Origin of the sequence: Rhodocytophaga rosea (assembly GCF_010119975.1) — a bacterium.
GTDB classification, from domain to species: Bacteria; Bacteroidota; Bacteroidia; order Cytophagales; family 172606-1; genus Rhodocytophaga; species Rhodocytophaga rosea.
Genome location: NZ_CP048222.1, coordinates 941,692 through 964,172, shown reverse-complemented (window position 1 = coordinate 964,172; position 22,481 = coordinate 941,692). Strand labels below are relative to the sequence as shown.

26 protein-coding genes are annotated in these 22,481 nt (G+C 41.3%); 18 read left to right on the top strand and 8 right to left on the bottom strand.

The annotated features are described in order from the left end of the window. The first annotated feature begins 91 nt into the window (after window positions 1–91). The 3 genes from GXP67_RS04190 to GXP67_RS04180 all read left to right on the top strand — a co-directional run bounded on the left by GXP67_RS04190 (window position 92) and on the right by GXP67_RS04180 (window position 1,984). The gene (locus tag GXP67_RS04190) at window positions 92–622 is read left to right on the top strand and encodes a DinB family protein (protein WP_162441998.1); all 531 of its coding nucleotides are present in this window, start codon (window positions 92–94) and stop codon (window positions 620–622) included. 14 nt (window positions 623–636) lie between these two features. After that, window positions 637–1,527 (top strand): AraC family transcriptional regulator, encoded by an 891-nt coding sequence (locus GXP67_RS04185; RefSeq protein ID WP_162441997.1) that lies wholly within the window; start codon window positions 637–639, stop codon window positions 1,525–1,527. Between the two features lie 73 nt (window positions 1,528–1,600). Further along, a complete protein-coding gene (locus tag GXP67_RS04180; protein ID WP_162441996.1) occupies window positions 1,601–1,984 on the top strand; it encodes a DUF983 domain-containing protein in 384 nt (127 codons plus the stop codon). A 65-nt stretch (window positions 1,985–2,049) separates the two neighbouring features. On the opposite strand, the gene GXP67_RS04175 is transcribed toward GXP67_RS04180, so the two are convergent. Together GXP67_RS04175 and GXP67_RS04170 are read right to left on the bottom strand one after the other, a co-directional pair. Beyond that, on the bottom strand, window positions 2,050–2,460 hold the full coding sequence (locus GXP67_RS04175; RefSeq protein ID WP_162441995.1) for a DoxX family protein: 411 nt from the start codon (window positions 2,458–2,460) through the stop codon (window positions 2,050–2,052). A 72-nt stretch (window positions 2,461–2,532) separates the two neighbouring features. Next, on the bottom strand, window positions 2,533–3,600 hold the full coding sequence (locus GXP67_RS04170) for an LLM class flavin-dependent oxidoreductase (RefSeq protein ID WP_162441994.1): 1,068 nt from the start codon (window positions 3,598–3,600) through the stop codon (window positions 2,533–2,535). A 111-nt stretch (window positions 3,601–3,711) separates the two neighbouring features. On the opposite strand from GXP67_RS04170, the gene GXP67_RS04165 reads away from it, so the two are divergent. Both GXP67_RS04165 and GXP67_RS04160 read left to right on the top strand, forming a co-directional pair. Then, window positions 3,712–4,533 carry a sialate O-acetylesterase gene (locus GXP67_RS04165; RefSeq protein ID WP_162441993.1) on the top strand — a complete coding sequence of 274 codons (822 nt, stop codon included), beginning with the start codon at window positions 3,712–3,714 and terminating at the stop codon, window positions 4,531–4,533. Then, a complete protein-coding gene (locus tag GXP67_RS04160) occupies window positions 4,530–4,922 on the top strand; it encodes a VOC family protein (protein ID WP_162441992.1) in 393 nt (130 codons plus the stop codon). Before GXP67_RS04165 ends, GXP67_RS04160 begins: the two co-directional genes overlap by 4 nt. Window positions 4,923–5,249: 327 nt before the next feature. Here GXP67_RS04160 and GXP67_RS04155 read toward each other — a convergent pair whose 3' ends face one another. Together GXP67_RS04155 and GXP67_RS04150 are read right to left on the bottom strand one after the other, a co-directional pair. Then, window positions 5,250–5,579 (bottom strand): hypothetical protein, encoded by a 330-nt coding sequence (locus GXP67_RS04155; RefSeq protein WP_162441991.1) that lies wholly within the window; start codon window positions 5,577–5,579, stop codon window positions 5,250–5,252. A 22-nt stretch (window positions 5,580–5,601) separates the two neighbouring features. Next, window positions 5,602–6,585, bottom strand: coding sequence for a GlxA family transcriptional regulator (locus tag GXP67_RS04150; protein ID WP_162441990.1), 984 nt, complete (start codon window positions 6,583–6,585; stop codon window positions 5,602–5,604). A gap of 317 nt (window positions 6,586–6,902) precedes the next feature. Here GXP67_RS04150 and GXP67_RS04145 point away from each other — a divergent pair, with 317 nt between their 5' ends. The 6 genes from GXP67_RS04145 to GXP67_RS04120 all read left to right on the top strand — a co-directional run bounded on the left by GXP67_RS04145 (window position 6,903) and on the right by GXP67_RS04120 (window position 11,361). After that, the gene (locus tag GXP67_RS04145; RefSeq protein WP_162441989.1) at window positions 6,903–7,325 is read left to right on the top strand and encodes a DoxX family protein; all 423 of its coding nucleotides are present in this window, start codon (window positions 6,903–6,905) and stop codon (window positions 7,323–7,325) included. 27 nt (window positions 7,326–7,352) lie between these two features. Next, window positions 7,353–7,727: a DoxX family protein gene (locus GXP67_RS04140; RefSeq protein WP_162441988.1), complete on the top strand. Its 375-nt coding sequence runs from the start codon at window positions 7,353–7,355 to the stop codon at window positions 7,725–7,727. A 34-nt stretch (window positions 7,728–7,761) separates the two neighbouring features. After that, window positions 7,762–8,334: a dihydrofolate reductase family protein gene (locus GXP67_RS04135; protein WP_162441987.1), complete on the top strand. Its 573-nt coding sequence runs from the start codon at window positions 7,762–7,764 to the stop codon at window positions 8,332–8,334. Window positions 8,335–8,423: 89 nt separating this feature from the next. Beyond that, a complete protein-coding gene (locus GXP67_RS04130) occupies window positions 8,424–9,032 on the top strand; it encodes a dihydrofolate reductase family protein (protein ID WP_162441986.1) in 609 nt (202 codons plus the stop codon). Between the two features lie 172 nt (window positions 9,033–9,204). Further along, window positions 9,205–10,818 (top strand): aminopeptidase P N-terminal domain-containing protein, encoded by a 1,614-nt coding sequence (locus GXP67_RS04125; protein WP_162441985.1) that lies wholly within the window; start codon window positions 9,205–9,207, stop codon window positions 10,816–10,818. A 54-nt stretch (window positions 10,819–10,872) separates the two neighbouring features. After that, window positions 10,873–11,361: a hypothetical protein gene (locus GXP67_RS04120; protein ID WP_162441984.1), complete on the top strand. Its 489-nt coding sequence runs from the start codon at window positions 10,873–10,875 to the stop codon at window positions 11,359–11,361. Window positions 11,362–11,445: 84 nt separating this feature from the next. Here GXP67_RS04120 and GXP67_RS04115 read toward each other — a convergent pair whose 3' ends face one another. Continuing rightward, window positions 11,446–11,772, bottom strand: coding sequence for a HesB/IscA family protein (locus GXP67_RS04115; RefSeq protein ID WP_162441983.1), 327 nt, complete (start codon window positions 11,770–11,772; stop codon window positions 11,446–11,448). A gap of 149 nt (window positions 11,773–11,921) precedes the next feature. Between GXP67_RS04115 and mce the strand changes: the two genes are divergently transcribed. The 3 genes from mce (at window position 11,922) to GXP67_RS04100 (ending at window position 14,423) form a co-directional block, all read left to right on the top strand. Beyond that, window positions 11,922–12,323 carry a methylmalonyl-CoA epimerase gene (mce, locus tag GXP67_RS04110; protein WP_162441982.1) on the top strand — a complete coding sequence of 134 codons (402 nt, stop codon included), beginning with the start codon at window positions 11,922–11,924 and terminating at the stop codon, window positions 12,321–12,323. A gap of 99 nt (window positions 12,324–12,422) precedes the next feature. Then, window positions 12,423–13,319: an alpha/beta hydrolase gene (locus GXP67_RS04105; protein WP_162441981.1), complete on the top strand. Its 897-nt coding sequence runs from the start codon at window positions 12,423–12,425 to the stop codon at window positions 13,317–13,319. Between the two features lie 51 nt (window positions 13,320–13,370). Then, a complete protein-coding gene (locus tag GXP67_RS04100) occupies window positions 13,371–14,423 on the top strand; it encodes a hypothetical protein (protein WP_162441980.1) in 1,053 nt (350 codons plus the stop codon). Window positions 14,424–14,523: 100 nt separating this feature from the next. Here the strand turns inward: GXP67_RS04100 and GXP67_RS04095 are convergent, their stop codons facing one another. Continuing rightward, the gene (locus GXP67_RS04095; protein ID WP_162441979.1) at window positions 14,524–15,804 is read right to left on the bottom strand and encodes a DUF2851 family protein; all 1,281 of its coding nucleotides are present in this window, start codon (window positions 15,802–15,804) and stop codon (window positions 14,524–14,526) included. 310 nt (window positions 15,805–16,114) lie between these two features. Between GXP67_RS04095 and GXP67_RS04090 the strand changes: the two genes are divergently transcribed. The 4 genes from GXP67_RS04090 to GXP67_RS36890 all read left to right on the top strand — a co-directional run bounded on the left by GXP67_RS04090 (window position 16,115) and on the right by GXP67_RS36890 (window position 19,613). After that, window positions 16,115–18,235, top strand: a complete 2,121-nt coding sequence (locus tag GXP67_RS04090) for a PAS domain S-box protein (RefSeq protein ID WP_162441978.1) — start codon at window positions 16,115–16,117, stop codon at window positions 18,233–18,235. A 141-nt stretch (window positions 18,236–18,376) separates the two neighbouring features. Next, window positions 18,377–18,790, top strand: coding sequence for a Holliday junction resolvase RuvX (gene ruvX / locus GXP67_RS04085; protein ID WP_162441977.1), 414 nt, complete (start codon window positions 18,377–18,379; stop codon window positions 18,788–18,790). Between the two features lie 27 nt (window positions 18,791–18,817). Next, on the top strand, window positions 18,818–19,369 hold the full coding sequence (gene def, locus GXP67_RS04080) for a peptide deformylase (protein ID WP_162441976.1): 552 nt from the start codon (window positions 18,818–18,820) through the stop codon (window positions 19,367–19,369). A gap of 73 nt (window positions 19,370–19,442) precedes the next feature. Continuing rightward, window positions 19,443–19,613, top strand: a complete 171-nt coding sequence (locus GXP67_RS36890) for a hypothetical protein (protein ID WP_197901643.1) — start codon at window positions 19,443–19,445, stop codon at window positions 19,611–19,613. Between the two features lie 369 nt (window positions 19,614–19,982). Here GXP67_RS36890 and GXP67_RS04075 read toward each other — a convergent pair whose 3' ends face one another. Next, entirely contained in the window at window positions 19,983–20,936 is a 954-nt protein-coding gene (locus GXP67_RS04075; protein WP_162441975.1) for an MBL fold metallo-hydrolase, read from the bottom strand. A 156-nt stretch (window positions 20,937–21,092) separates the two neighbouring features. After that, a complete protein-coding gene (locus GXP67_RS04070) occupies window positions 21,093–21,557 on the bottom strand; it encodes a hypothetical protein (protein ID WP_162441974.1) in 465 nt (154 codons plus the stop codon). Window positions 21,558–22,481 lie beyond the last annotated feature (924 nt).

Here is a 22,481-nt window from a genome sequence, read left to right as displayed (position 1 = left end):
GTAGTATACCAGCTAAACGAACAGACTAAGCAAACAGATCAACAATTAAAGTTTAGTTCGGGTATTTTGTCAACTTTATAACTAACAAACCATGCGAAAACCTACTCCAGAAGAATATTCCCAGAGCGTATACACCAGCCGGTATGTAAACCTGGTAACCGGCGATGATGTATTGGCTGAATTAAAAAGAGGCCTTACCAATATGCAAACGCTGTTTTCTTCTTTTTCGGAAGACCAGTGGAATTACCGGTATGCGCCCGGAAAATGGACATTGAAAGAACTGCTCGCGCATATGATAGACACCGAGCGGATTATGGCTTACCGGGCTTTGTGTATTGCCAGAGGCGAAAAGCAAGCTTTGCCTGGCTTTGACGAAGAAACCTATGCGGCCAACGGTAACTATGGAAAGCGTTCATCAGCGGAATTATTGCAGGAATACCGGCTTGTCCGGGAAGCCAATCTGCTTCAGTTTGCAACTTTTGACGAAACCATGTTATCTCAGCTAGGCAATGCCAATGGAAAAGATATATCGGCAAGGGCTGTTCTGTTTGTGATTGCCGGGCATGAACGCCATCATTTGAATATCATACAGGAAAGGTATTTGTCATCTATGGAGAAGTAAACAGACCACATCATTTGGCTGCCTCAGATAAAGCGCTTCCGGTATTACATATTGGCCATTTTAATCACTCACCGGCTCACCATCCTGACTTCTATATTGAAACCCTGGAAGAACATATGGCGAAATACCAGTTTGTGCAGGCACCACACCGCCATGATTTTTACTTTCTGGTGCTGTTTACGAAAGGATCTGGTACACATATCATAGATTTTGTGAGCTATGAAATTAAGCCTGGTAGCCTGTTTTTTATGTCTCCGGCACAGGTTCATTCCTGGCGGCTTTCCCCGGCAGATAGCGGGTTTGTTATTTTTTTTAACCCGGCCTTTTACCTGTTAGCATATACCCAGAAAACATTAACTGAATTTCCTTATTTCCAGCCGCTTACGGGTTCGCCTTATCTGTATCTGGCATCTGAAAATTTGCCAGAGATAACAGCACTGTTTACAACAATATATGAGGAATTCAGAGGGAATACCTTTCAAAAAGAAAATGTTATCCGTTCGTATCTGAATATTTTACTGATAAAATCGGCAGGTGTATATTATGCAATCTACCCTGGAGAACCCGCTTCCCTGCAAACTTCGCAGATCCGGAAACTGGAAGCCCTGGTTGAACAACATTATACCCGGCATTTGCCGGTAACTGAGTATGCCGAAATGATGCAATTGTCTTCCAAACAACTATATGCCATCTGCCAGGCAGTATTACAAAAATCCATCACCGACATTATCCAGGACCGGCTCATGCTGGAGGCGAAACGGCTGCTGGTACATACAGATTTCACTATTTCACAAATTGCTGCTCAGCTGAATTATACGGATAACTCATATTTTAACCGGTTTTTTAAGAAAATGGCAGGTCTAACACCAGAGCAGTTCCGCAGAAAATTTCAAAAAGTACCATAAATACCGCTTTCTGTTCTATACCCAGCGTACTATTTTACCGTATCTTTACAAAGTACTAAAAGATAGTAAAGATATGATCGCGAAAGAAAGTAAATTATATAGCATATTACATGGCACCTGTCCGGCTTGTCATGAGGGAAAAGTATTTGTATCCAGCCATTCGTATGCGTCTATACATTTTACTGAAATGCACGAAAAATGTAGCGTATGTAGGCAAGCGTACGAACCAGAACCAGGATTTTTTCAGGGAGCCATGTATGTGAGCTATGGCATTACATTGGGTGTAGCATTTGCCATCAGTATCGTAATGGTTCTGTTTTTTAACGCCAGTTTGTGGCTGGTGATGGGAATTATCACCTTTCTGATGTTTGCCCTGTTGCCGGTTATTTTCCGTAGCTCCAGAATGATCTGGCTCAATATGTTTATCAGCTACAAACCCAGGTTAAGCAGAAATTAGAAAAGGTATCCCCGGAGTTGTTTCTGGTATTTTTGCAAACTATTTGCCTAAATGAAACAGGTGAATTAGCGTGTAAAAGTGCTTTTAGACGAATATTTTCCGGCACCAGTGAATAGCAGGGTAATACATCCAAATAACATGGCCAGTGCTGGTGTCATCCCTTCTACAGTATCGTTAATATGTACCATGCCTAAGGCTACCAGAAAATTAACAATCAATACCGCAGCAGCCAGTCTGATTTGGTAGCCGATCAAAATTAACAGCCCTCCAATTAATTGCACATATACAGAGACGATGGCGCTAAGGGTTGGCAAAGGGAAGTTGTTAGCTTCCAGAAAATGGGCAAACTCCATCATCTGTTCCTGGCTGAATACATTATCTGCTACCCCATAGATGAGCCGCAATCCTATAAAGATCCTCAACGCTAACAGTCCAATATCCCTGTTAGAAGAAAGCCAGATATCAATTTTATCCATACATGTAAACAAACAGTGTACACTTGAATATACTAATATCTGGCTAATAAAATTATTTTTGCTGGCTTGCTGTTATTGCTCTTGTTTGCTGGTTACTGGTTGCGCTTTTGAAGCCAGTGCTTTCTTCACTTCCGGCGCTACTTTGGTACCAAATAATTCAATTGACTTCATCACTTCTGAATGTGGCATAGGGCCAACCGTCATCTGAGCCAGGAATCTGGTGTGGCCAAATAATTCGTGTTCATATAAAATCTTCTCAATCACCTGCTCCGGACTTCCGACGAGTAACGAACCTTCCGGGGAACGGAGCCAGTCAAACTGCTCCTTGCTCATAGAAGGCCATCCTCTTTCCCTTCCAATGCGTGACATGGTCTGGGCATAAGCCGGAAAAAATGTATCAGCCGCTTTTTGAGAAGTATCCGCAATGAAAGTATGTGAGTTGATACCTACCTGCAACGTATTCGGATTATGGCCGGCCTGGTGGAATAAATCTTTGTAATACTTTACATGAGGCGCAAAGCGGTCGGGAGCACCGCCAATAATAGCAAGTGCCATAGGTAAACCCAGTTTAGCCGCTCTGGCAATAGATTCCGGTGTTCCGCCAATAGCTATCCAGATGGGAAGGTTTTTTTGGAACGGCCGGGGATACACACCCAGATTTTGTATAGAAGGCCGGTGTTTTCCTTTCCAGTTCACTTTTTCCTGTTCATTGAGTTTGATCAGCAAATCCAGTTTCTCAGCAAACAATTCATCATATAAATTAAGATCATACCCAAACAAAGGGAAAGATTCAATGAATGAACCCCGGCCGGCCATAATTTCTGCCCTGCCGGAAGACAACAAATCTACCGTAGAAAAGGCCTGAAATACCCGTACCGGATCATCTGAACTCAGCACCGTTACAGCACTGGATAACTTAATATGTTTGGTTCGCTGGGCGGCCGCACCCAGAATAACCGCTGGAGATGAAACAGCATAATCGGGTCGGTGATGTTCGCCGACGGCAAATACGTCTAAACCTACCTGGTCTGCCAGTTCAATTTCTTCCATCAGGTGTTGAATGCGTTCGTGCCAGCCCAGATGTTGGCTGGTAGTAGGGTCTGTGCCTACTTCAGCAAATGAATATATTCCTAATTCCATGTGAAATTCCTTTTTTGCTTTAAACAGCACTGGCCCGAATTTCATTCCCAGGCTCTGGTTTCAATATCCGGAAATTGAGCGCAGATTTAATTTTATTTCTTAATTTGGGAGATGAGAAAATGTATACGTATCTATGCCTTTGTAGCCATCTATATATGTATGTTAAACGGATGCGCTCCGGCAACCCAACCAGGTAAAATCTCCCGCAAAGAGACAGGAATTTTTCATGTATATCTCCTGCTAGGGCAATCCAATATGGCTGGACGGGGAGTAGTAGAGCCAGAAGACCAGCAAGTTCATCCCAGGATACATATGCTGGACAAAAATAACGAATGGAAGCCAGCCAGTGACCCTATGCACTTTGATAAACCCATAGCCGGCGTAGGCCCAGGACTTACTTTCGGCAAACTCATGGCAGATACGGATAGCAAAATTACCATTGGTCTTGTACCTTGTGCGGCCGGAGGTTCTTCTATTGATGCCTGGAAAGTTGGTGGTTATCATGACCAGACAAAAAGTTATCCCTATGATGAAGCCCTCAAACGTGCCAGAATAGCCATGCAGACCGGTCAACTGAAAGGGATTATCTGGCATCAGGGAGAATCAGACAGTGAACCTGGGAAAGCCGACACGTATGCCCAAAAACTGAAAGAGCTCATTGCCAACCTTCGTAAAGAATTGAATGCACCGGATCTGCCTGTTGTGGTCGCAACTCTGCCAGACTTTTATGCAAACAGGATACCTGAGGCTGCGAAGGTAAACCAGGCCTTACAAGAACTCCCTGGTCAGATGCCATCCACCGCATGCATTTCAACGGCCGATTTAACGCATAAAGGCGATACCATTCATTTTGATAGTCCTTCAGCCCGTGAATTAGGGCGTAGATATGCCAAAGCCATGCAAACTTTACAACAAAACACAGCCATCAAATGACAGAAACTTCCTTTAAAATAAGCGGCATAGATCATCCGGCAGTAGCCGCCAATAATGTAGACCAGCTAGCCGACTGGTATTGTGAAGTGCTGGGCTATACAAAATATTTCCGCGACGAAAAACCTGTCTGGATATTAAGAGCGCCAGACAATACTTTGCTCGAAGTAATGCCTATAGATCATACCGCCAGGCCAATCCGCACTACCTGGACACCAGGATGGTCGCATCTTGCCTTACGGGTAGAAGATATAGAAAAAACCATTGCCTATCTGGATAGTAAAAAAGTGGTATGGGCAAGTGATATTATCAATGCCATTGGTGGTGGCAAAGTCCGTACGTTTGCTGACCCTGATGGGAATATGCTTCAGATTGTAGAAAGGCATTTGTAAGCTACAGTCCGCAGTCGGCATTCCACAGAAGATTGTATAATTGAGTGAAATTCTCAGTGAAGTAAATAAGTCAAGACACAGTCGCAATATTCATTTTATGAGTATTGAATCAGCTTTGCGAATGAGCCTCTACTTGGCAGCTTATCTTGATGTTAGCACTAGGATTTTACTCCTTGATTACTTTAAACTTTTTTATCTCTTTATACAGTCTTTCAAAATCATCACTATCTACAGTTCGTTCATCTATTTTTATTTTTTGAGTATCATTAAATTGAAGACTAATTTCTCGATAAACCAAGTATTTATGCTGCCTGGAAAATAATCTAACTATGTTGATGGATTTGTAGGGTAGTCAGTATTTATTAAATTTTTGGAGTATTTTTTCATTGTATTGAGCTCTCTTTCTCGGGAAAATAAGCCCAAAAGATTTCTCTTTATGAGTTTACCGTCAATAATTTCGTAAGATTCAACTTTCCAAGCTGCTAAAACTACTAATAATGACCAACCAAGTATCCAGCACCAACCAAATATTGTCAAATTGAAACCTTTGATAAATAGTATACTTATAAAAAACAAACTATACATCATCATTATGGATGATATTGTCCTATCAGATTTAGCTTTCATTTTTCTATTGATGCTAATATTTAAATTCATTGTTAATATTAAAATAATACCCCTATGACACGGCGGCTTCTTTGTTGTATTTATTCCGGTATTCAATAGGAGAGAGGCCGGTCAATTTTTTAAACACGGTCCGGAAAGCTTTGGTATCATTGTAGCCTACCTCAAACATCACCTCATTTACGTTCATCCGGCTGATTTCTAAATGTTTTTTGGCCGCTTCAATTTTTACCCGTTGCATATATTCAACTGGTGTATTATGGGTTGCTTTTTTAAAACGCCGCTCAAAATGCCGCTTTCCGATGGCAAATTTATCAGCCAGGTCTTCTACCGTAATCCGTTCTGCCAGATTCTTTTCGATAAACTCCTGCGCTTTTTTTATAGGTTCATCTTCATGGTTTTTCTGCCCGTTGAACATAATAAAAGGAGACTGACTTTTCCGGTCTATTTCCAGGGCATATACTTTGGAGGCAGTAATGGCAACTTCCCGTCCGGCATATTTTTCTACCAGATACAATAGCAGATTCCAGTAAGAAGTAGCCCCGCCACTGGAATACAAACCGTCCTGCTCTGTTACAATGCGTCCATCTACCAGGGTTACTTCCGGAAACATTTCTCTGAACTCCTCTGCACTTCTCCAGTGCGAAGAACATTCTTTGCCATTTAATAACCCAGTGGCTGCCAGTAAAAAAGCACCAATACACAAACTGGCTACTTCTGCCCCTTTGTGGTATTGTTCAATAATCCAGGGAACGAATGCCTGGTTTATTTCGATGGCTCTTTTAAAATCGCCGCTTATGGCCGGAATAATAATCAGATCGGTTTGATGTAAGTCCTGAAGCAATACATCCGAATGTACTGAAAATAGGCCGTTGTGTACTTTTACTTCTCTCGAGAGCCCCACTAATTGTATGTGAAACCGGGCAGGTTTTCCGGCTGCTTCTAAAAATTCATTGACCCCGGTTAAAATAGTGCGGGGGTCTACAATACTGGCCATCACTGCTTCCTGGGGAACCAGGATAGAAACATGTTTTTTCATTATCGGCTTAGTGGTTAAATACTGGTTGCTAAAAATAAATGCAGGGAAATGTCTTTAAAAATAACGCTCCTGCAGGTCTTATTATTCAAACTGACAGGGCAAAATCTGTCTGGGTTTCTGGGTTAATCTATGCGATTTTTCGGCTTGTTCAAAATTTTACCGGCAGAAAAAAAAGGTTTCTAAACAGGAAAATTATATGTGATACAAAGTCGCAACCGGCCCCTGAACAGGTCGCACTTGCACACGATCAAAGTCTGACCAGCCCTGTACATTTGTATCAATGATTCGCACCAATGTTTAACCTAACAAATCCATATATGAACACAATCGAACTTACCTCCACCCAGCTTGCTATCAAACCGGCCTCTGTTAAAAGAGCAAAGATTTTCTACTGGATTTTTACCACCTTACTGGCTCTGCTGATGATGGTAGGTTCTATTCCTGATATACTGGCCGTTCCGGAAGCACAGGCGCTGTTTAAGCACCTAGGTTATCCGGTATATCTGCTTCCTTTTTTAGGGGTTGCTAAATCTTTAGGTGTAATTGCCATATTGGTTCCTGGTTTTCCCAGACTCAAAGAATGGGCATATGCAGGCTTTACCTATGATTTAGCCGGTGCTATGTACTCAGGCATTGCCGTGGGTGATCCGGTGAGTGCCTGGGCACCGCTTCTGATTGGTATGGCCTGTATTGCAGGTTCTTATTTATTCTATCACCGGCTGAAAACTGCATCAAAGTAAAATAGCAGGTCATAAATGAACACTCCCATGAAAAAGATAACGATTGTTTATTGGATCATTACAGGTTTATTTGCTTTTATGATGCTGGGCTCTGCAATTCCGGATATATTTTCCATGCAGTTCGCCGCAGAAGGATTCACCAATATACATTTTCCAACGTATATGCTTCCTTTTCTCGGAATTGCCAAAACGCTGGGTGTAGCCGCTATTTTAATACCTGGTTTTCCCAGACTCAAAGAATGGGCGTATGCAGGATTAGTAATAGACTTGTTAGGAGCCACGTACTTAATTGCTATGGTTGGTGAGCCGGCTTCCTCCTGGCTACCCATGATTATTCCACTTACATTAGCTGTAAGTTCATATATATTGTATCACAAAAAATACAGGCCTGTTCTGGCGTAATTACACTAACAAACCCATTTGATTTTTAAGCAATATGAAAAAACTGAAATTACAGATGCAACTCACCCTGGATGGGTATGTAGCTGGTCCTAATGGAGAAATGGATTGGATGAAGTTTAACTGGGACGAAGGCTTGATAAAATACTTAACGGACCTTACAGAACCCATAGATTGCATTGTGCTGGGACGCAAACTTGCTGAGGGGTTTATTCCTCACTGGGCCAGGGTAGCAGCCACTCCAGATAACCCGGAAGTAGAAGCTGGAAAAAAGTTCACCAACACACACAAGGTGGTTTTTACCAAAACGCTTGATCAATCCCAGTGGGACAATACGGTAGTAGCCAAAGGTAATCTGACAGAAGAGATCAATGCCCTGAAAAAGCAAGAGGGTAAAGTAATAATGGCCTATGGTGGTGCCAGTTTTGTATCGTCTCTCATTCGCGAAAACCTGATTGATGAATACCATTTGTTTATTAATCCGGTGGCTATCGGTAAGGGCTTGAGTATTTTTAATAACCTGAACACCAAGATATCATTGCAACTCGTGCATGCCCAGTCTTTTGAGTGTGGAGTGGTGGTGCTCTGCTATAAACCGGAAGGCAGATAAGGATGTCCTCAACCTATGAAGAGATTATCAATTACATCTGCCTTCATGGGTTGAGGATATTGTTATTTAACGGATAATTCTCTGATTCCATGCGGAAGTTAATTGTTTCGATGAATGTAACCCTGGATGGCTTCCTTTCCGGACCTGACTGTGAACTGGACTGGCATTTTCAGAGGTGGACATCCGATATGGCCGAATGTGCTTGTGAGCAGTTAAGCAAAGCAGATACTATTTTACTCGGAAGAGTTACTTACAATGCCATGGCCCGGTACTGGACTGCCAAACTACATGATTTGTCGTTTCCCAGAGAAGATCTTGCCTTTGCAGACATGATGCATCGGTATACAAAATTTGTTTTCTCCCACACCTCCCAGATTCCCCCTTGGAATAATGCGATACGTATAAAAGGGAACCTTGCTGCGGCTATCGTACAACTTAAACAACAGCCCGGTAAAGACATGATTATGTATGGAAGTGCCAGTATAGTAGCCGTACTCATGTCGATGAATCTGGTAGATGAATATCAGGTGTGGGTGCATCCGGTGGTGCTGGGAAAGGGAAAAGCACTCTTCAAAAATGTAAGCCGCCAGCTTGATCTGCAACTCTACAAAACCCATATCTTCCGTTCCGGGGTAGCCATGCTTTGTTATAACGCTAACAAGCAGGTTGATACTTACCTAAGACTTGTAAACGCATAAAGAGGATCACTAATAAAATAAGGAGTAGCTATACTTGAAAGGTTCTTTCATTGAAATTTTATAATTATTATTGTAGCTTCCAGATAAAGTTCCAATAATAATCCAGCCATACAGGCCAACACTTTTACCGCCTATAGGGTTGAAGTTTCAAATGATTTAAACCTGTTAGTATATGCATACGCTCACCCGATATTTTATCCTGATTGTATTGATTGTGTTCGGTAGTTTTACGCTGCCCGGCGATACACCGGAAGATTTCCTAAGTAAGGAATTCCACCAGGAACGCCGGGAACAACTCCGTAAACTGATGCCTGCCAATTCAGTGGCTGTTTTCTTTGCCAATCCGGTGCGTAACCGGGCTAATGATGTGGAATTTACTTATCATCAGGACCCTGATTTCTATTACCTGACCGGCTATTCCGAACCGCATGCCATGCTACTGGTATTTTCAACACCCCAGAAAGCGGCTAGTGGTGAAACCTACAACGAAATATTATATGTACAACCCAGAAATCGACAAGCCGAAATGTGGACTGGCAGAAGGCTGGGTACGGAAGGAGCGAAGAATAAGCTGGGCTTCAACATGGCCTATGATGATACAGAATTTGCCAATGCACCAATTGATTTCTCAGCCTTTGAGAATATATTTTTTATGCCTTTTTACAACGATGTGCGCGACGAAACCAGAGAGAAAGGCGACCTGTATGATTTGATTGCTCAGTTTAAACAGAAAGTGAACTATCCTGAGAATTATAATACGGAAACACACAAACTATACGACCTGATCAAACAAACCAAGCCCGAAAACAGCGTAAATGCCGCAGAAACCATCCGCCGCTACCAGAGTTACCAGGAAAAGCTAAAAGATGACAAATTGCTTTCAGAGTATGGACAAGCACCAGATGAGCAGGCCAGACAAAAAGTAGTTGAAAAGATTCCTGCCTTAAAAATTAATGGCTATAAGCTGGAAACATACATGACCACCCTGCGGCAGACCAAAACGGAAGCCGAACTCAAGTTACTCCGCAAAGCCATTAACATTTCGGCCATAGCCCAGATCGAGGTAGCCAAAGCCATGCATCCAGGCATGTCGGAAATGGAAGTACAGGGCATCCATGAGTTTATTTACAAAAAATATGGGGCAGAATATGAAGGTTATCCTACTATTGTAGGCGCCGGCAACAATGGTTGTGTGCTGCATTATATCGAAAATAATAAGACCAAACTGAGTACTGATCTGGTGTTGATGGATGTGGGTGCGGAATACCATGGCTATACCGCCGATGTAACCCGTACGATTCCTGCATCCGGTAAATTCAGCAAGGAGCAAAAGCAGATTTATGAACTGGTATACCAGGCGCAGGAAGCTGCTTTCAAAATGTGTGTAAAAGATAGTGCATTCCGGGCGCCTCATAATGCTGCCAAGGCCGTGATTAATAAAGGTTTAAAAGAGCTGGGAATTATTAAAGATGAAAATGAACGTCATTCTTATTTTCCGCACGGAACTTCGCATTATTTAGGTCTGGATGTACACGACCGGGGAACCTACGGACCGTTACAGCCAGGCGATGTGATTACGGTAGAACCAGGTATTTACATTCCTGAAGGCAGCAACTGTGACAAAAAGTGGTGGGGTATTGCCGTTCGCATCGAAGATGATATTCTGATCAAGGAAAAGGGCTGGGAAAATCTATCAGCCATGGCTCCCAGAAAAGCGGAGGAGATTGAAGCATTGATGGCCAAGAAAAGTGTGCTAAATAATTTATCGTTGCCGAAGCTGGATTAACTGCCAACTAATACAAAAATTGATATTTGTATGGGCGTTTTCGTCAAATATAGAATGGAAGGGAATCATCTCGTGTTAACCGAGAAACTTCACCCGACTTTTCAGGCTAATGCGGAATATCATTTTTGTGAATATACGTTGCTGGAGGCAGAAGATATCAATTTTAATGAGTTACTGTCTTTAATGAATGATGGAGAAGAGGCAGAGATAGAGATTAATCACTATAAAGTTGATTCTGTACTCACTATTTCTACTATTAAAAAGCAATACCAGTTTTTCTCCAGAAAAATAGAACAGAATTTCCGGAAATATTCGTATGAAGAACTGAAAGAATTAGTAGTTACATTCGAAAAAAGCCTCAATAATTTCCTTGCAAATTCGACTCATGTACAAGGTAAATTTGATAAGATATATACTCGTTTAGGCCATGAAATCAAACTACGGACAGATTTGCAAAGAAGGAATTCACTGAATAAATGTGAAATTGAGAAGCTGGTGATGCTTCGTCATTTGGCTAATCTGATTGAATTAGAATGGGATTAGCACTTGTATATACACTAATGATTAAAACAAAAAAGCCTGCTTTGAATAACCAAAGCAGGCTTTTTTGCTTACTTTTTATCAGCATTATACGGCAAAGCTCTCGCCGCAGCCGCAGGTTCTGGAAGCATTCGGATTGATAAACTGGAAGCCTTTGCCATTCAGCCCGTCTGAAAAATCAAGTACGGTGCCGATCAGATACAACAGGCTTTTCTTGTCTACCAGAATCTTGATGCCCTTGTCTTCAAAAGACTGGTCGGAAGGTTTTACAGCTGAATCAAAATTCAGGTTATACATCAGTCCTGAGCAGCCGCCGCCCTCTACAGAAACCCGTATATTGTGATTATCTGTGTATCCGTCCTTATGGCGTAATTCTATAATTTTTTCTTTGGCTTTGTCAGTAACGCTTATCATATGTGTTGCGAAATAGTGTCAAATGTATATACGAATATAATCAATTTTTGTACCTGTTTCCATGCATTTCCAGGCACAGTAGTACAAATCTACCTTAAAACTTTTTTGTCCGGTAAAAAGTTTCTTGATTTGCTTTTCCTCTTACAAATATGCAAAAAGTAGAGCACATTGGTATCGCTGTTAAAAATATGCCTAAAGCAGTAGCCTTATATACAAAGCTATTAGGTGTTGATCCGTACAAAACCGAAACCGTAGAAAGTGAGCAGGTAAAGACTGTATTTTTTCAGGTGGGCGAAACTAAAATTGAGTTGCTGGAAGCTACCCATCCTGATAGTGTGATTGCTAAATATATTGAGAAAAAAGGAGAGGGGATGCACCACATCGCCTATGAAGTAACCGATATCCAGGCAGAAATGGAGCGTATGAAAGGGGAAGGCTTCGTATTACTCAATGAACAACCTAAAAGAGGCGCCGATAATAAGCTGGTGTGTTTTCTGCATCCCAAATCAGCAGGAGGCGTATTGATCGAACTTTGCCAGGAAATCAGGTAAAGAAAATCTGTAAATTGCTTTAAAATCCCTGTTCCTATTAAAACATTTTTCAGACTAAGAAAACAACTGGCATGGGCTATACTAGCCGTTTTTCTGGCCATGAATGTAGTGGCTTTTTTTCATGCCTATAAGTTTACCCATTTTGCAGAAGCAAATATTCAAAAAACGCAACATGCCAAAGATTTATCTCTCCTGGATAAACTCACTACGCTGATTTTTGGAATCAATAATCCAAGACCTACCAACAAAATCTTTCCTGCACAGCCATATCAGAAAGTAGTGTTGAGAAGCAGTCAGAATATTGAATGCTGGCACATTAAAATACCCAACAGCAAAGGAACGGTTGTGCTTTTTCATGGCTATAGCGGCAATAAATCCCTGATGCTTGATAAATCAGATGAATTTATAAAACTGGGGTATAGTACTTTTCTGGTAGATTTTATTGGTACAGGCGGATCAGCAGGCAACCAGACGACCATTGGTTTCCGGGAAGCGCAGGATGTAAAAGCTAGTCTGGATTATCTTTCGCAACAGCAGGAGAAAAATGTAATTCTGTTCGGCACTTCCATGGGCGCTGCGGCTATACTTAAAGCAGCTGATGCCTATTCCATTCAGCCGGCGGCAGCCATTCTGGAATGTCCGTTTGGCTCCATGTATCAGACTACTTGTGCCAGGTTCCGGCAAATGCAGGTTCCCTGTTTCCCGATGGCAAATCTACTCGTATTATGGGGAGGAGTGCAGAATGGATTCTGGGCGTATGGACATAACCCTCAGGAATATGCCAGAAAAGTAGATTTTCCGGTTTTATTGCTGTATGGAGAAAAAGATCTGGAAGTAAGCCGGGAAGAAACCAAGCAGATTTTCGCCAACTTGAATGGAAAGAAATTGCTCAGAACCTATCCTGAAGCAGGACATGAAAACTATCTGAATCGCTACAAACAAGAGTGGCTACAGGATATATCCGGTTTTTTGAATGAAACCATAGTAACTGATTAACAATAGCTGAAGGTATGTTGTTTTATAGTAATTTGGAAGAAAAAGGGATTTATGGCCTATATCAGCAGAAAAAAGATCGTCTACAAGATTACGCCTCCGCTGCGGGAATACCTGATAAAATATAGCCGGGAGGTAAAACTTCCCATCCGCTACGACGATCTTACCAGGTATGCCAATGCCATTACTTTATTTGACAAACTAGGTCAGGATACGCTCTGGGAAACGGTTTTTTACTCACCCGGAGATATTCAGGAAATTTACCACAACCTGAAAGTGGTATATGCCGAATTGAAAACCAATGGCGACCTCTCAGTAACCAGGCATTTGTCGGTCGATAGGGTAGATGTGTGTGTGTATGGGAATACCAGGCCTTTCCGGGTGCGGGTAATTAATAATGTAAATGACAATTTTGACTATTTTTATATCAAAAAAGCTGATGCTTCGAGGGTATACGGGCTGGAACTGGAACATATTCTTTCACCCAACCGCATCAATTATATTATCTCTGCCGATACGCTGGTAGAAGAACACATTGCCGGAATTCCCGGTGATTTATTTATCAAATACTACCTGCACGATCCCAACCTGAATTATGTCCGTCTGGCTAAGGAGTTTGTGAAATTTAATGAGCGGTGTTTTGTGCGCTTGCTGGGCGATATGCATGCTAATAACTTTGTAATTATGCTCACGCCCGATTTTGAGGAAGTACATTACCGCATCCGGGCCATCGACTTCGACCAGCAATCGTATGAAGGGAAAAAATCGGTTTTTTTGCCACAATATTTTAAGCAGAACAATCCTATTCTGGAACTGGGATTCAACCGCATTACTCCGGAATCGGTGCGGCAATACCAGAAAGAAGAGAAAGTAATGATCGCCAATAGATTAAATACAGCCGGAAACCGCATTATTGCCCTCACTGATATTATGGCCGCTGATACCATTTCAACACCTGCAAATACTGCTAACCTGCGCAAAGAACTGGCGATTCATTATAAAGATGATACTTTTTTGACCTGCGACAGTATGGGTGAAATTGTGAAAAAGTCCCTACGGCTGGTGTTAAAAGAAGGAGAACATCCGCATCAGGAAACGGATCAGTAATCAATGGTCATGCATTTAGTCCAATGCTAAGAGAGGAGAGTCCATAGAAATAATAAAATTACTGATTCAGCGAATATTTCCATTCAGACATTTCCGTGAGCTACTGGCTTTTCTTGATCAGATGTACGCCTACCGGGCAGGAAAGGCATTTTACCGGCACACAAAAAATATTATACAATTCAATACTAGCCTGTGCATCAAAGGCATTTTTAACAGGCAGTTGTAATTCTTTCCATAAACGGGTAATATAATTATCCTCGGCAGGCAGTGATTCCAGCCAGGCAATGGCTGTATCAATATAGGCATATTTGTCTTTTTGCTGGGCATAACAAGCCAGAATGGGTACTACCGTATTGATTACCAGATTGCTTATACTTTCTTTTCCCAGATGGCTGGTAATTTTTGTCTCTTTTTCAAAGGTATAATGATGTTGCCAGTAAGAAGAAGGTGGTGCTGCCAGAATGTCTGCGAATGCATGCAATGTATCTGTATGGATGAACAGGGAAAATAAATTCTGGTGAACTTGCAAGAGAGCGGCAAGATGTGCGATGCGCAGGGTTGGAAAGTTTACCGGACGTAATTTTGCAAATTTCCATTGGCCCACAGATAGTTTTGTGCCCGCTAACTGGTATTTATGACTCAGAAACTTATATTCCTTTTGTAAAGACTGTACATAGGCATCGTTACTTTGCTCTTCTAAAAAGCCAGCCTGGCCAAACAGTAAAGCTTCCATCTGCAACAAATTATCCCGGTGTTTTTGTAATAACTTTAAAGGAATGGCTTTGGCAAGTTGAAGGAAAGGTTCCGCATTTAGTTTAAAGCCCATGCTTCTGGCTAGCCACTGGTAGGTTGTTTCTTCCCAATCCTGACCATTTACTGCTAATAATTCTTGCACAGTAGCCGCCTTGTATTGCAGCCGCTGCATCAATGCTTTATCTAAGGCATGCACTTTATGAATATCCGGAACAAGTGCAAACAGAGAAGCACAGGGAATAACATTCTTATTGGCAAGCAAATAATTATACCGGCCAAGTAGTTGTACGTTTACTCTCTCTTTTAATTCCAGGGTAGGAATAAGCGAGCCATCTTTCCGGCAAATAGGCTTATCATTATGCCATACTACATGCAGAATTACATTCTCGTAAGCAAGATCATGCTGGTGCTGGTGGGCTTCCCAGTCCGATGATTTTATATGAATTTCTACCTGCCCTGCCCATTCTATATTACCAATGCGGATACGGGCCTGACTAAAGTCTGGTCCGGCATGATCATTAGCTAATCCGGGATTGAGAATGTGCAAGGATTCAGAAGCCGTTGTGAGCAGTTGCTGCCGGTTGAAGTATTGAAATTGCCAGATGAAATGCAAAAAATCTTCCTGCATGGGAAAGAAGTAAAATTTTCGAAAATGTGGATTGATATTATTATAGGATAGGCTTATTCAGGTTGTAGCAGCAATACAAGATAAGGGGGTAATTTTGGCTGATAAAACAATGATTTACTGCAATCTATCGTTTGTATGAAAACCGGCTCTTTTTCGATAAAACTTATAAATCCAGCTATGAATACAGAGGTATAACACGCATACCTTCAGCAAAAAACGATAATTTTGCATCATTGCCAGCTTTGATACACTGATAACTCTATAAAGATTAGTTGTTCATTTTAAACTATTTTTTATTTTCAAAGCGAACATGGTGAAAAAAACACCCGATTCAGAAGCACGCATTCTTGTAGCCCATACCCCGGATTCAGCCATTTCTTCCCTCTTCCTACAGAATCATTTGGAAAAAGAATCCTGGCTGGGCCGCAGTGCTCAGGTATGGCAGATGATCGGCCAATGTAACCGGCTATTGATGCGGGCATCGGAGGAAAAAACTTTATTACAGGATCTGTGCCGCACCATTGTAGAGACAGGAGGATATCAGATGGCCTGGATAGGTTTTTCAGTATCCGATGAGCGTAAAAAAGCCCGCCGGTACTCACAAATGGGCTTTGAAGCCGGGTATCCTGAAAATGCACATTCGGTATGGACAAATAGTAAACAGGTGAATAATCCGGTACTTACGGCCTTACGCACCCATAAGCCAGCCATCGTGCAGGATATTCTTTCTCCTGAAAAATCTTCCACCTGGGAAAGTAAACCCACCGAAAAGGAATTTGGTGCCGCCATTTCGCTTCCTCTGGTATATAACTCGCAGGCTTTCGGAATATTAAATGTATATGCCTCCCAGTCCAAAGCATTCAATCCAGAAGAAACTAAACTGCTGATTCAACTGGCCGACGATTGCTCGTATGGCATCCATTCCCTGCGTCCAAGACTTTCCCAGCACCGGGTGCTTGGGCAATTCAATACCAGTGGCAGCTATTTTCAAGCCCTCATTCAGAATGCCTCCGATATTATTATGGTGCTGGATGTAGCAGGCTATATCACGTTTGTAAGTACTTCGGTGCAGCGGATTCTAGGGTATGCACCCGAAGAACTGATAGGCAAAGATTCTGCATTATACCTACATCCGGAAGACGATCGGGTCATAAAAACCGTATTGCAATCGCCTTCAGGCCAGGAAAACATTAATCCAGGTAATACAGAAACCAGAATGAGGCATGTAAACAGCTCCTGGCTGTATTTTGATTGTACAGTTAATAATCAATTGCTCGACCCGGATATCAAAGGACTCGTGCTGACGCTTCATGACATCACCCTTCATAAACTAGCCCAGGCTAAACTGCAAAAACAGCAGAAGGAACACCAGATCATGTTTGATGCTGTGCCTGCCATGATTGTGTTTAAAGATGCTTCTAACCGGATTTTGCGTGCCAATAAATTGGCGGCAAGTTTTTATGGAATTGCCAGGGAAGAGCTGGAGGGAAAATCTCTGTATACACTCAATCCGGCTGAGGCCTCCCGTTACCACCAGGAAGACCTGGAAATTATCAGTTCAGGAATACCCAGATTAAATGAAACTGAGCAGGTAAAATTTGCTGATGGAGAAATCCGGTGGATTCAGACAGACAAGATTCCGTTTTACGATGAAGAACGAAAAGCCGGAGCCATTATCATTTTTTCGCATGAAATCACTGCCCATAAAAAGCTGGAAGATGCTCTGATCGAAACCCTCGATGAACTGAAGCAGAAAAATTTCGAATTGGACAATTACTTCTATAAAGTTTCCCATGACATCCGGGCTCCTTTGTGTACCATCCTGGGTCTGACCAATCTGATGAAGCTAGAGAAAGATATAGCGGGGAATGAAGTGTATATTGGTTTAATTGAAAAAAGCATACACAAACTGGATAGCTTTATTCAAACCATTCTCAATCATTCCCGGATGTTAAATACCAGTACACACATACAAAGCATAGATTTTCAGCAAATAATTACCCAATGCCTTAATGAATTCACTTATCTGCCTCAGTTTTTTAGGCTGAAAACACAAATTCAGCTGCATTCCAGTAATAAGTTTTATAACGATGCCAGCCAGATTGCTATCATATTCAGGCACCTGATCTTGAATGCACTCAAATTTATGGATGTACGCCGGGAAGAAAACCTGCTTGAAGTAGATATTACTATTACTGGAAACAAAGCCTATATTTCGGTGGAAGACAATGGAATTGGCATACAAAAGCAGTATATAGGAAAAATATTCGATATGTTTTTCAAAGCAACGGATGTATCAGATGGGGCAGGGCTTGGTTTATATATTGTGAAACAGACAGTGGATAAAATGGGTGGCAGCATTTCGGTAAAAAGTAAGTCCGGCAAAGGAACCGTATTCAAGATCATTCTTTTCAATTTACAGGGTGTTTAAAAGTGAAGAATGATATGGTACGTATAGAAACATGAGATGTCTTAGCTAACTAAGACATTTTTTGTTGGCATGATTCAGGAGAAAAATATGTAGTATTGCTGCTTATTCTAATGAAAATTGACGATTGATCAGTAATATGTTATGGGCAGATTAGTAGCCATCGATTATGGAGCCAAACGGGTAGGGATTGCAGTAACTGATCCCTTACAGATTATTGCTACAGCCCTGGAAACAGTAGCTGCCAAAGATGTATTAGCTTACTTAAAAACCTACGATCAAGCAGAAAATATAGACGCATTTGTAGTGGGAATGCCCAGGCGCCTGGATAATACAGCCACTTCTAATACGCCGCTGGTAGAAAGATTTGTAAGGCAATTGCAGGCGCAGTTTCCGGAAAAACCCATACACCTGATCGATGAGCGCTTTACTTCCAAAACAGCTTTACAAACGATGATCGCCGGAGGTATGAAAAAAAAAGACAGAAGAGACAAAGCGAACGTTGATAAGATAAGCGCTGTTATTATCTTGCAGACATATATGCAAAGCAAAAAATAAGAAAAAAATTTCTAATCTATACATATAATGATTTATCCCATTGTAGCCTACGGAGATCCGGTGCTGAAAAAAGTAGCCCAGGATATTGAGAAAGGTTCCATAGATGTACAGCAACTGGCTGCTGATATGTTCGAAACCATGTATGAATCCAGTGGTGTAGGACTGGCGTCTCCCCAGATCGGCAAGAGCATCCGTATGTTTGTGGTAGACGGCGAGCCGCTTGACGAAGAAAAGCTGAAGGATTTTAAGAAAGTTTTCATCAACCCGGTGATCCTGGAAGAAACTGGTGAAAAGTGGGGTTTTGAAGAAGGCTGCCTGAGTATTCCCGGTATCCGTGCCGAAATCATGCGCAAAGAGAAACTGAAGATCCGCTATTTCGATGTGGACTGGAATGAACATGTAGAAGAATACGATGGTCTGGCTGCCCGTATTATTCAGCATGAATACGATCATTTGCAGGGCATTCTCTTCACTGATTACCTTTCAGCCATGAAGCGCCGCCTGCTTAAATCCAAGCTCACCGACATCAGCCGGGGACAGGTAAAAGCCGATTACCGCATGAAGTTCCCGGTGAAATAGATTTGAGAAACACTCCCTGGTGACTTAACGTACATACATCATAAACAATGTATCACCTTAAACTAACCAGCATATGCCACAAGGAGATAAATCAAAGTATACTGACAAACAGAAACGTCAGGCTGAACACATCGAAGAAAGTTATGAGAAAAAAGGGGTGTCAGAAGATGAAGCAGAAAAACGGGCCTGGGCCACTGTAAATAAACAGGATGGCGGCGGGAAAAAGAAAACCAGTAAAAAATAACGAAACTTTTCAATAGGTAAAAAAGGAGCTTTTCATCAAAGGGCTCCTTTTTTACATATAAAACCTATATAATGTTCTGTTGCTTCTGTAAACTCTCTCTGTCAATATTTTGATAAGCGACTGTTATTTCTTTACATACGTCTACGCATTTGTATTCTTTGTTTTCGCAAATCAACCACTAAAAACTGAATTGTGCCTGTAAGGAAGGAAATGAAAGAAATGGGCAAAGGATGATGAATACGACTCTACAGAACAGGTTATTGGTTGATTGTACTCATTAATGTTTTAGTGTATTATAAGTAAGAAAGACAATACAAACTGATCCTGCAATCCTTAGGCATGCTTTTGGTAAGCTGCTGCTCTTTAATTTTACCTGGACTTTTTCTTGTTGTTCATTTTCTCATGCTTCAACACCATTCGGTAAACGTGACCTATAAACATGTTTCGGTCAATGCCGCCTACGTTTTTATTCACTGTTACTGCCTCGGTAATTTTTTCAAGAGACAACCCTTTTTTTGCCCCGGCAACCACCTGGTCTTTAATGGAGGTAAGCAACATTCTATACTCAGATAGTTCTTTTACGCTACAAACCGGACCATGTCCTGGAATAAACCGTGTGTCACTGTTGGAAACTGAAAGCAGATACTCTATGGTTTGAATCATTGCATAGATATCACCACCGTTCGCCTCATCAATAACAGGTAAGCCGTATGTAACAAATATATCACCAGTGTGGTAAATATTGGCGGTTTTAAAGTGGACAATGGCATCGCCATCGGTATGCGCATTGGGAAAATGGATGAGCCGGATGGTTTCATTGCCATCGTATAGTGTCATTGTATCGTTGAAAGTGATGGTAGGAAGTCCTTCCGTTGGATATGCTTTTTGTATAATGGCACCAAATGCGCTACCACTTATTACTCTATCCTTTAACAATCTTTCACGAAGGTTAGTATGGGCAATAATGGTAACATTTTCCCTTCCGAAGGCTTTGTTTCCGTCTACGTGGTCGAAGTGAAAGTGCGTATTGACAAGGCTTCGCACCGGCTTGTCTGTAACCGTGCTGATCAATTCCTTAATACGCGGAGCCAGTTTTGCCCATTGAGCATCTACCATCACCACACCAGTTGAACCGGTGTACACAGCTATATTTCCTACAATGCCAGTCGGCTGAATAAGATAGTAATTCTCTTTTATTTTGATCAATTCTTCTTTCGTGCCTCCAACAGTTTGTCCCAGAGAGTCTATAAAATTATTTTCATGTTGCCCATAAGAAGAATGAGCCATCAAGATCACCAATGCAATTAAAATGAGATAATTCATGTTTTTGAATTTTGGTTACAATGGTGTGCTGCTAATGAGCCAACAACACTCGCAAACTGGCCTTTTTTGCTGTGGAATCGTGCTGAGAATAAGGCCGTTGTTGATGGGTTAGGTGTTACCAACAGTCGTTGTATTTAATTGTTTATTTATCCTGATTTAAGCTTCCCCATTTACTCGCAACTCATAATACTTTCCCCGGTTCAGATTCACCTTCAAATTAAAAAAACAGTTACCCCCATTGCGAACAAAGATAATTTCATTTTGCCAGTTACGGTCTATATCGCCACAAAAGCAGTTAATCCACACTTCTTTTTCGCCTTTCTCATTTAGAAATGCAATATATTGTCGCTTATATCTGTTCAAGTTAATCACAAAGTTGTCTTCCCTAATTTTGCTTTCAGGGTTCTGCTTCTTTATCTGTTCATATTGCTTCTTTTCATTAGGATTATAAACCTTCAATACTTGTTGGAGTATTTGCTCAATTGTCTCCAAGTCCTTTCCTGTTAGGGTAGCAGGTTTACTATTAGCAAATGAAGAATGACCCTCCAATGAAAGAATGGCAATTCTGGAAGAATCAATAGTATAAGCAGATGGTGCTGAATCCGGTTTTGTCTTTTTCATGCTTCCATTTTGTGTACATCCCATATATAGGAATACACTCCAAAACACCATTATTATTGCTTTTATCATTTTCTATCGTTGGTAACAAGGGTATAACTACTTCATATTTATTATTATGTGTGGTTATATACCAATATATGGAATAAATATACCTTATTACCACTTACTTTATCAAATTATTCGGTAACAGGTATATATCGTTATCTATCTGTATAGTACTTGGCTTATGCTTGTCTTATGTGAACTAAGGTATAAAGCTTTGCTTCATTTTCAGGTTATTCTCTGCCATCCGCCTGGTTGACTGTGTTATTTGCTGATGAATTTGATTCCAGTTCTGTACATAGCTATGCTGCTTTTGTGCATAGCTTTGCTGATTCTATACACGAGCACTCTGAAAAAGTACACAGCTTTGCTGAGTTTATACACAAGCCCACTGAACGTGTACACAGCCTCCCTGAATTTGTACACAAACCTACTGAACAAGTACATGGTTAAGCTGATTTTGTACACAAGCTCCCTGAATCTATACATAGCTTTGCTGACTTTGTACACAAACTCCCTGAAAGTGTACATGGCTATTATTTTTTTGTGCGGAGCCTTACTGAATTTGTGCGGGACCTTGCTGAATTTATGCTGAGCCTTGCTGACTTTGTACACAGGCATTATAAATCTGTGCAGAGGTATTATAAACTTGTAAGGAAGCATTATAAATGTGTACATGAGCATTTTACCTCTGTACACAGCCATTATAATCGTGTGCAGAAGTATTATACCCGGCTACACAAACAATATTTTGGCGTACACAGGTATGCTAAAAACAGGCATGGAAAAGATTATCTGTACTACAGACCCATTTATTTTTATTTTTCTACAGATGGTGTTGTTAATAATACTGATCGATGGTTCATCTAACACATATGGCAT

Bases quoted from the DNA above. Each gene is read 5' to 3' on its own strand.
- GXP67_RS04190 (WP_162441998.1), top strand. From the start codon at position 92: ATGCGAAAACCTACTCCAGAAGAATATTCCCAGAGCGTATACACCAGC.
- GXP67_RS36890 (WP_197901643.1), top strand. From the start codon at position 19,443: ATGCCACAAGGAGATAAATCAAAGTATACTGACAAACAGAAACGTCAG.
- ruvX (WP_162441977.1), top strand. From the start codon at position 18,377: ATGGGCAGATTAGTAGCCATCGATTATGGAGCCAAACGGGTAGGGATT.
- GXP67_RS04100 (WP_162441980.1), top strand. From the start codon at position 13,371: ATGGCCTATATCAGCAGAAAAAAGATCGTCTACAAGATTACGCCTCCG.
- GXP67_RS04160 (WP_162441992.1), top strand. From the start codon at position 4,530: ATGACAGAAACTTCCTTTAAAATAAGCGGCATAGATCATCCGGCAGTA.
- GXP67_RS04140 (WP_162441988.1), top strand. From the start codon at position 7,353: ATGAAAAAGATAACGATTGTTTATTGGATCATTACAGGTTTATTTGCT.
- mce (WP_162441982.1), top strand. From the start codon at position 11,922: ATGCAAAAAGTAGAGCACATTGGTATCGCTGTTAAAAATATGCCTAAA.
- GXP67_RS04130 (WP_162441986.1), top strand. From the start codon at position 8,424: ATGCGGAAGTTAATTGTTTCGATGAATGTAACCCTGGATGGCTTCCTT.
- GXP67_RS04120 (WP_162441984.1), top strand. From the start codon at position 10,873: ATGGAAGGGAATCATCTCGTGTTAACCGAGAAACTTCACCCGACTTTT.
- def (WP_162441976.1), top strand. From the start codon at position 18,818: ATGATTTATCCCATTGTAGCCTACGGAGATCCGGTGCTGAAAAAAGTA.
- GXP67_RS04105 (WP_162441981.1), top strand. From the start codon at position 12,423: ATGAATGTAGTGGCTTTTTTTCATGCCTATAAGTTTACCCATTTTGCA.
- GXP67_RS04145 (WP_162441989.1), top strand. From the start codon at position 6,903: ATGAACACAATCGAACTTACCTCCACCCAGCTTGCTATCAAACCGGCC.
- GXP67_RS04180 (WP_162441996.1), top strand. From the start codon at position 1,601: ATGATCGCGAAAGAAAGTAAATTATATAGCATATTACATGGCACCTGT.
- GXP67_RS04125 (WP_162441985.1), top strand. From the start codon at position 9,205: ATGCATACGCTCACCCGATATTTTATCCTGATTGTATTGATTGTGTTC.
- GXP67_RS04150 (WP_162441990.1), bottom strand. From the start codon at position 6,585: ATGAAAAAACATGTTTCTATCCTGGTTCCCCAGGAAGCAGTGATGGCC.
- GXP67_RS04175 (WP_162441995.1), bottom strand. From the start codon at position 2,460: ATGGATAAAATTGATATCTGGCTTTCTTCTAACAGGGATATTGGACTG.
- GXP67_RS04170 (WP_162441994.1), bottom strand. From the start codon at position 3,600: ATGGAATTAGGAATATATTCATTTGCTGAAGTAGGCACAGACCCTACT.
- GXP67_RS04095 (WP_162441979.1), bottom strand. From the start codon at position 15,804: ATGCAGGAAGATTTTTTGCATTTCATCTGGCAATTTCAATACTTCAAC.
- GXP67_RS04115 (WP_162441983.1), bottom strand. From the start codon at position 11,772: ATGATAAGCGTTACTGACAAAGCCAAAGAAAAAATTATAGAATTACGC.
- GXP67_RS04155 (WP_162441991.1), bottom strand. From the start codon at position 5,579: ATGAATTTAAATATTAGCATCAATAGAAAAATGAAAGCTAAATCTGAT.
- GXP67_RS04075 (WP_162441975.1), bottom strand. From the start codon at position 20,936: ATGAATTATCTCATTTTAATTGCATTGGTGATCTTGATGGCTCATTCT.
- GXP67_RS04090 (WP_162441978.1), top strand. From the start codon at position 16,115: ATGGTGAAAAAAACACCCGATTCAGAAGCACGCATTCTTGTAGCCCAT.
- GXP67_RS04070 (WP_162441974.1), bottom strand. From the start codon at position 21,557: ATGAAAAAGACAAAACCGGATTCAGCACCATCTGCTTATACTATTGAT.
- GXP67_RS04165 (WP_162441993.1), top strand. From the start codon at position 3,712: ATGAGAAAATGTATACGTATCTATGCCTTTGTAGCCATCTATATATGT.
- GXP67_RS04135 (WP_162441987.1), top strand. From the start codon at position 7,762: ATGAAAAAACTGAAATTACAGATGCAACTCACCCTGGATGGGTATGTA.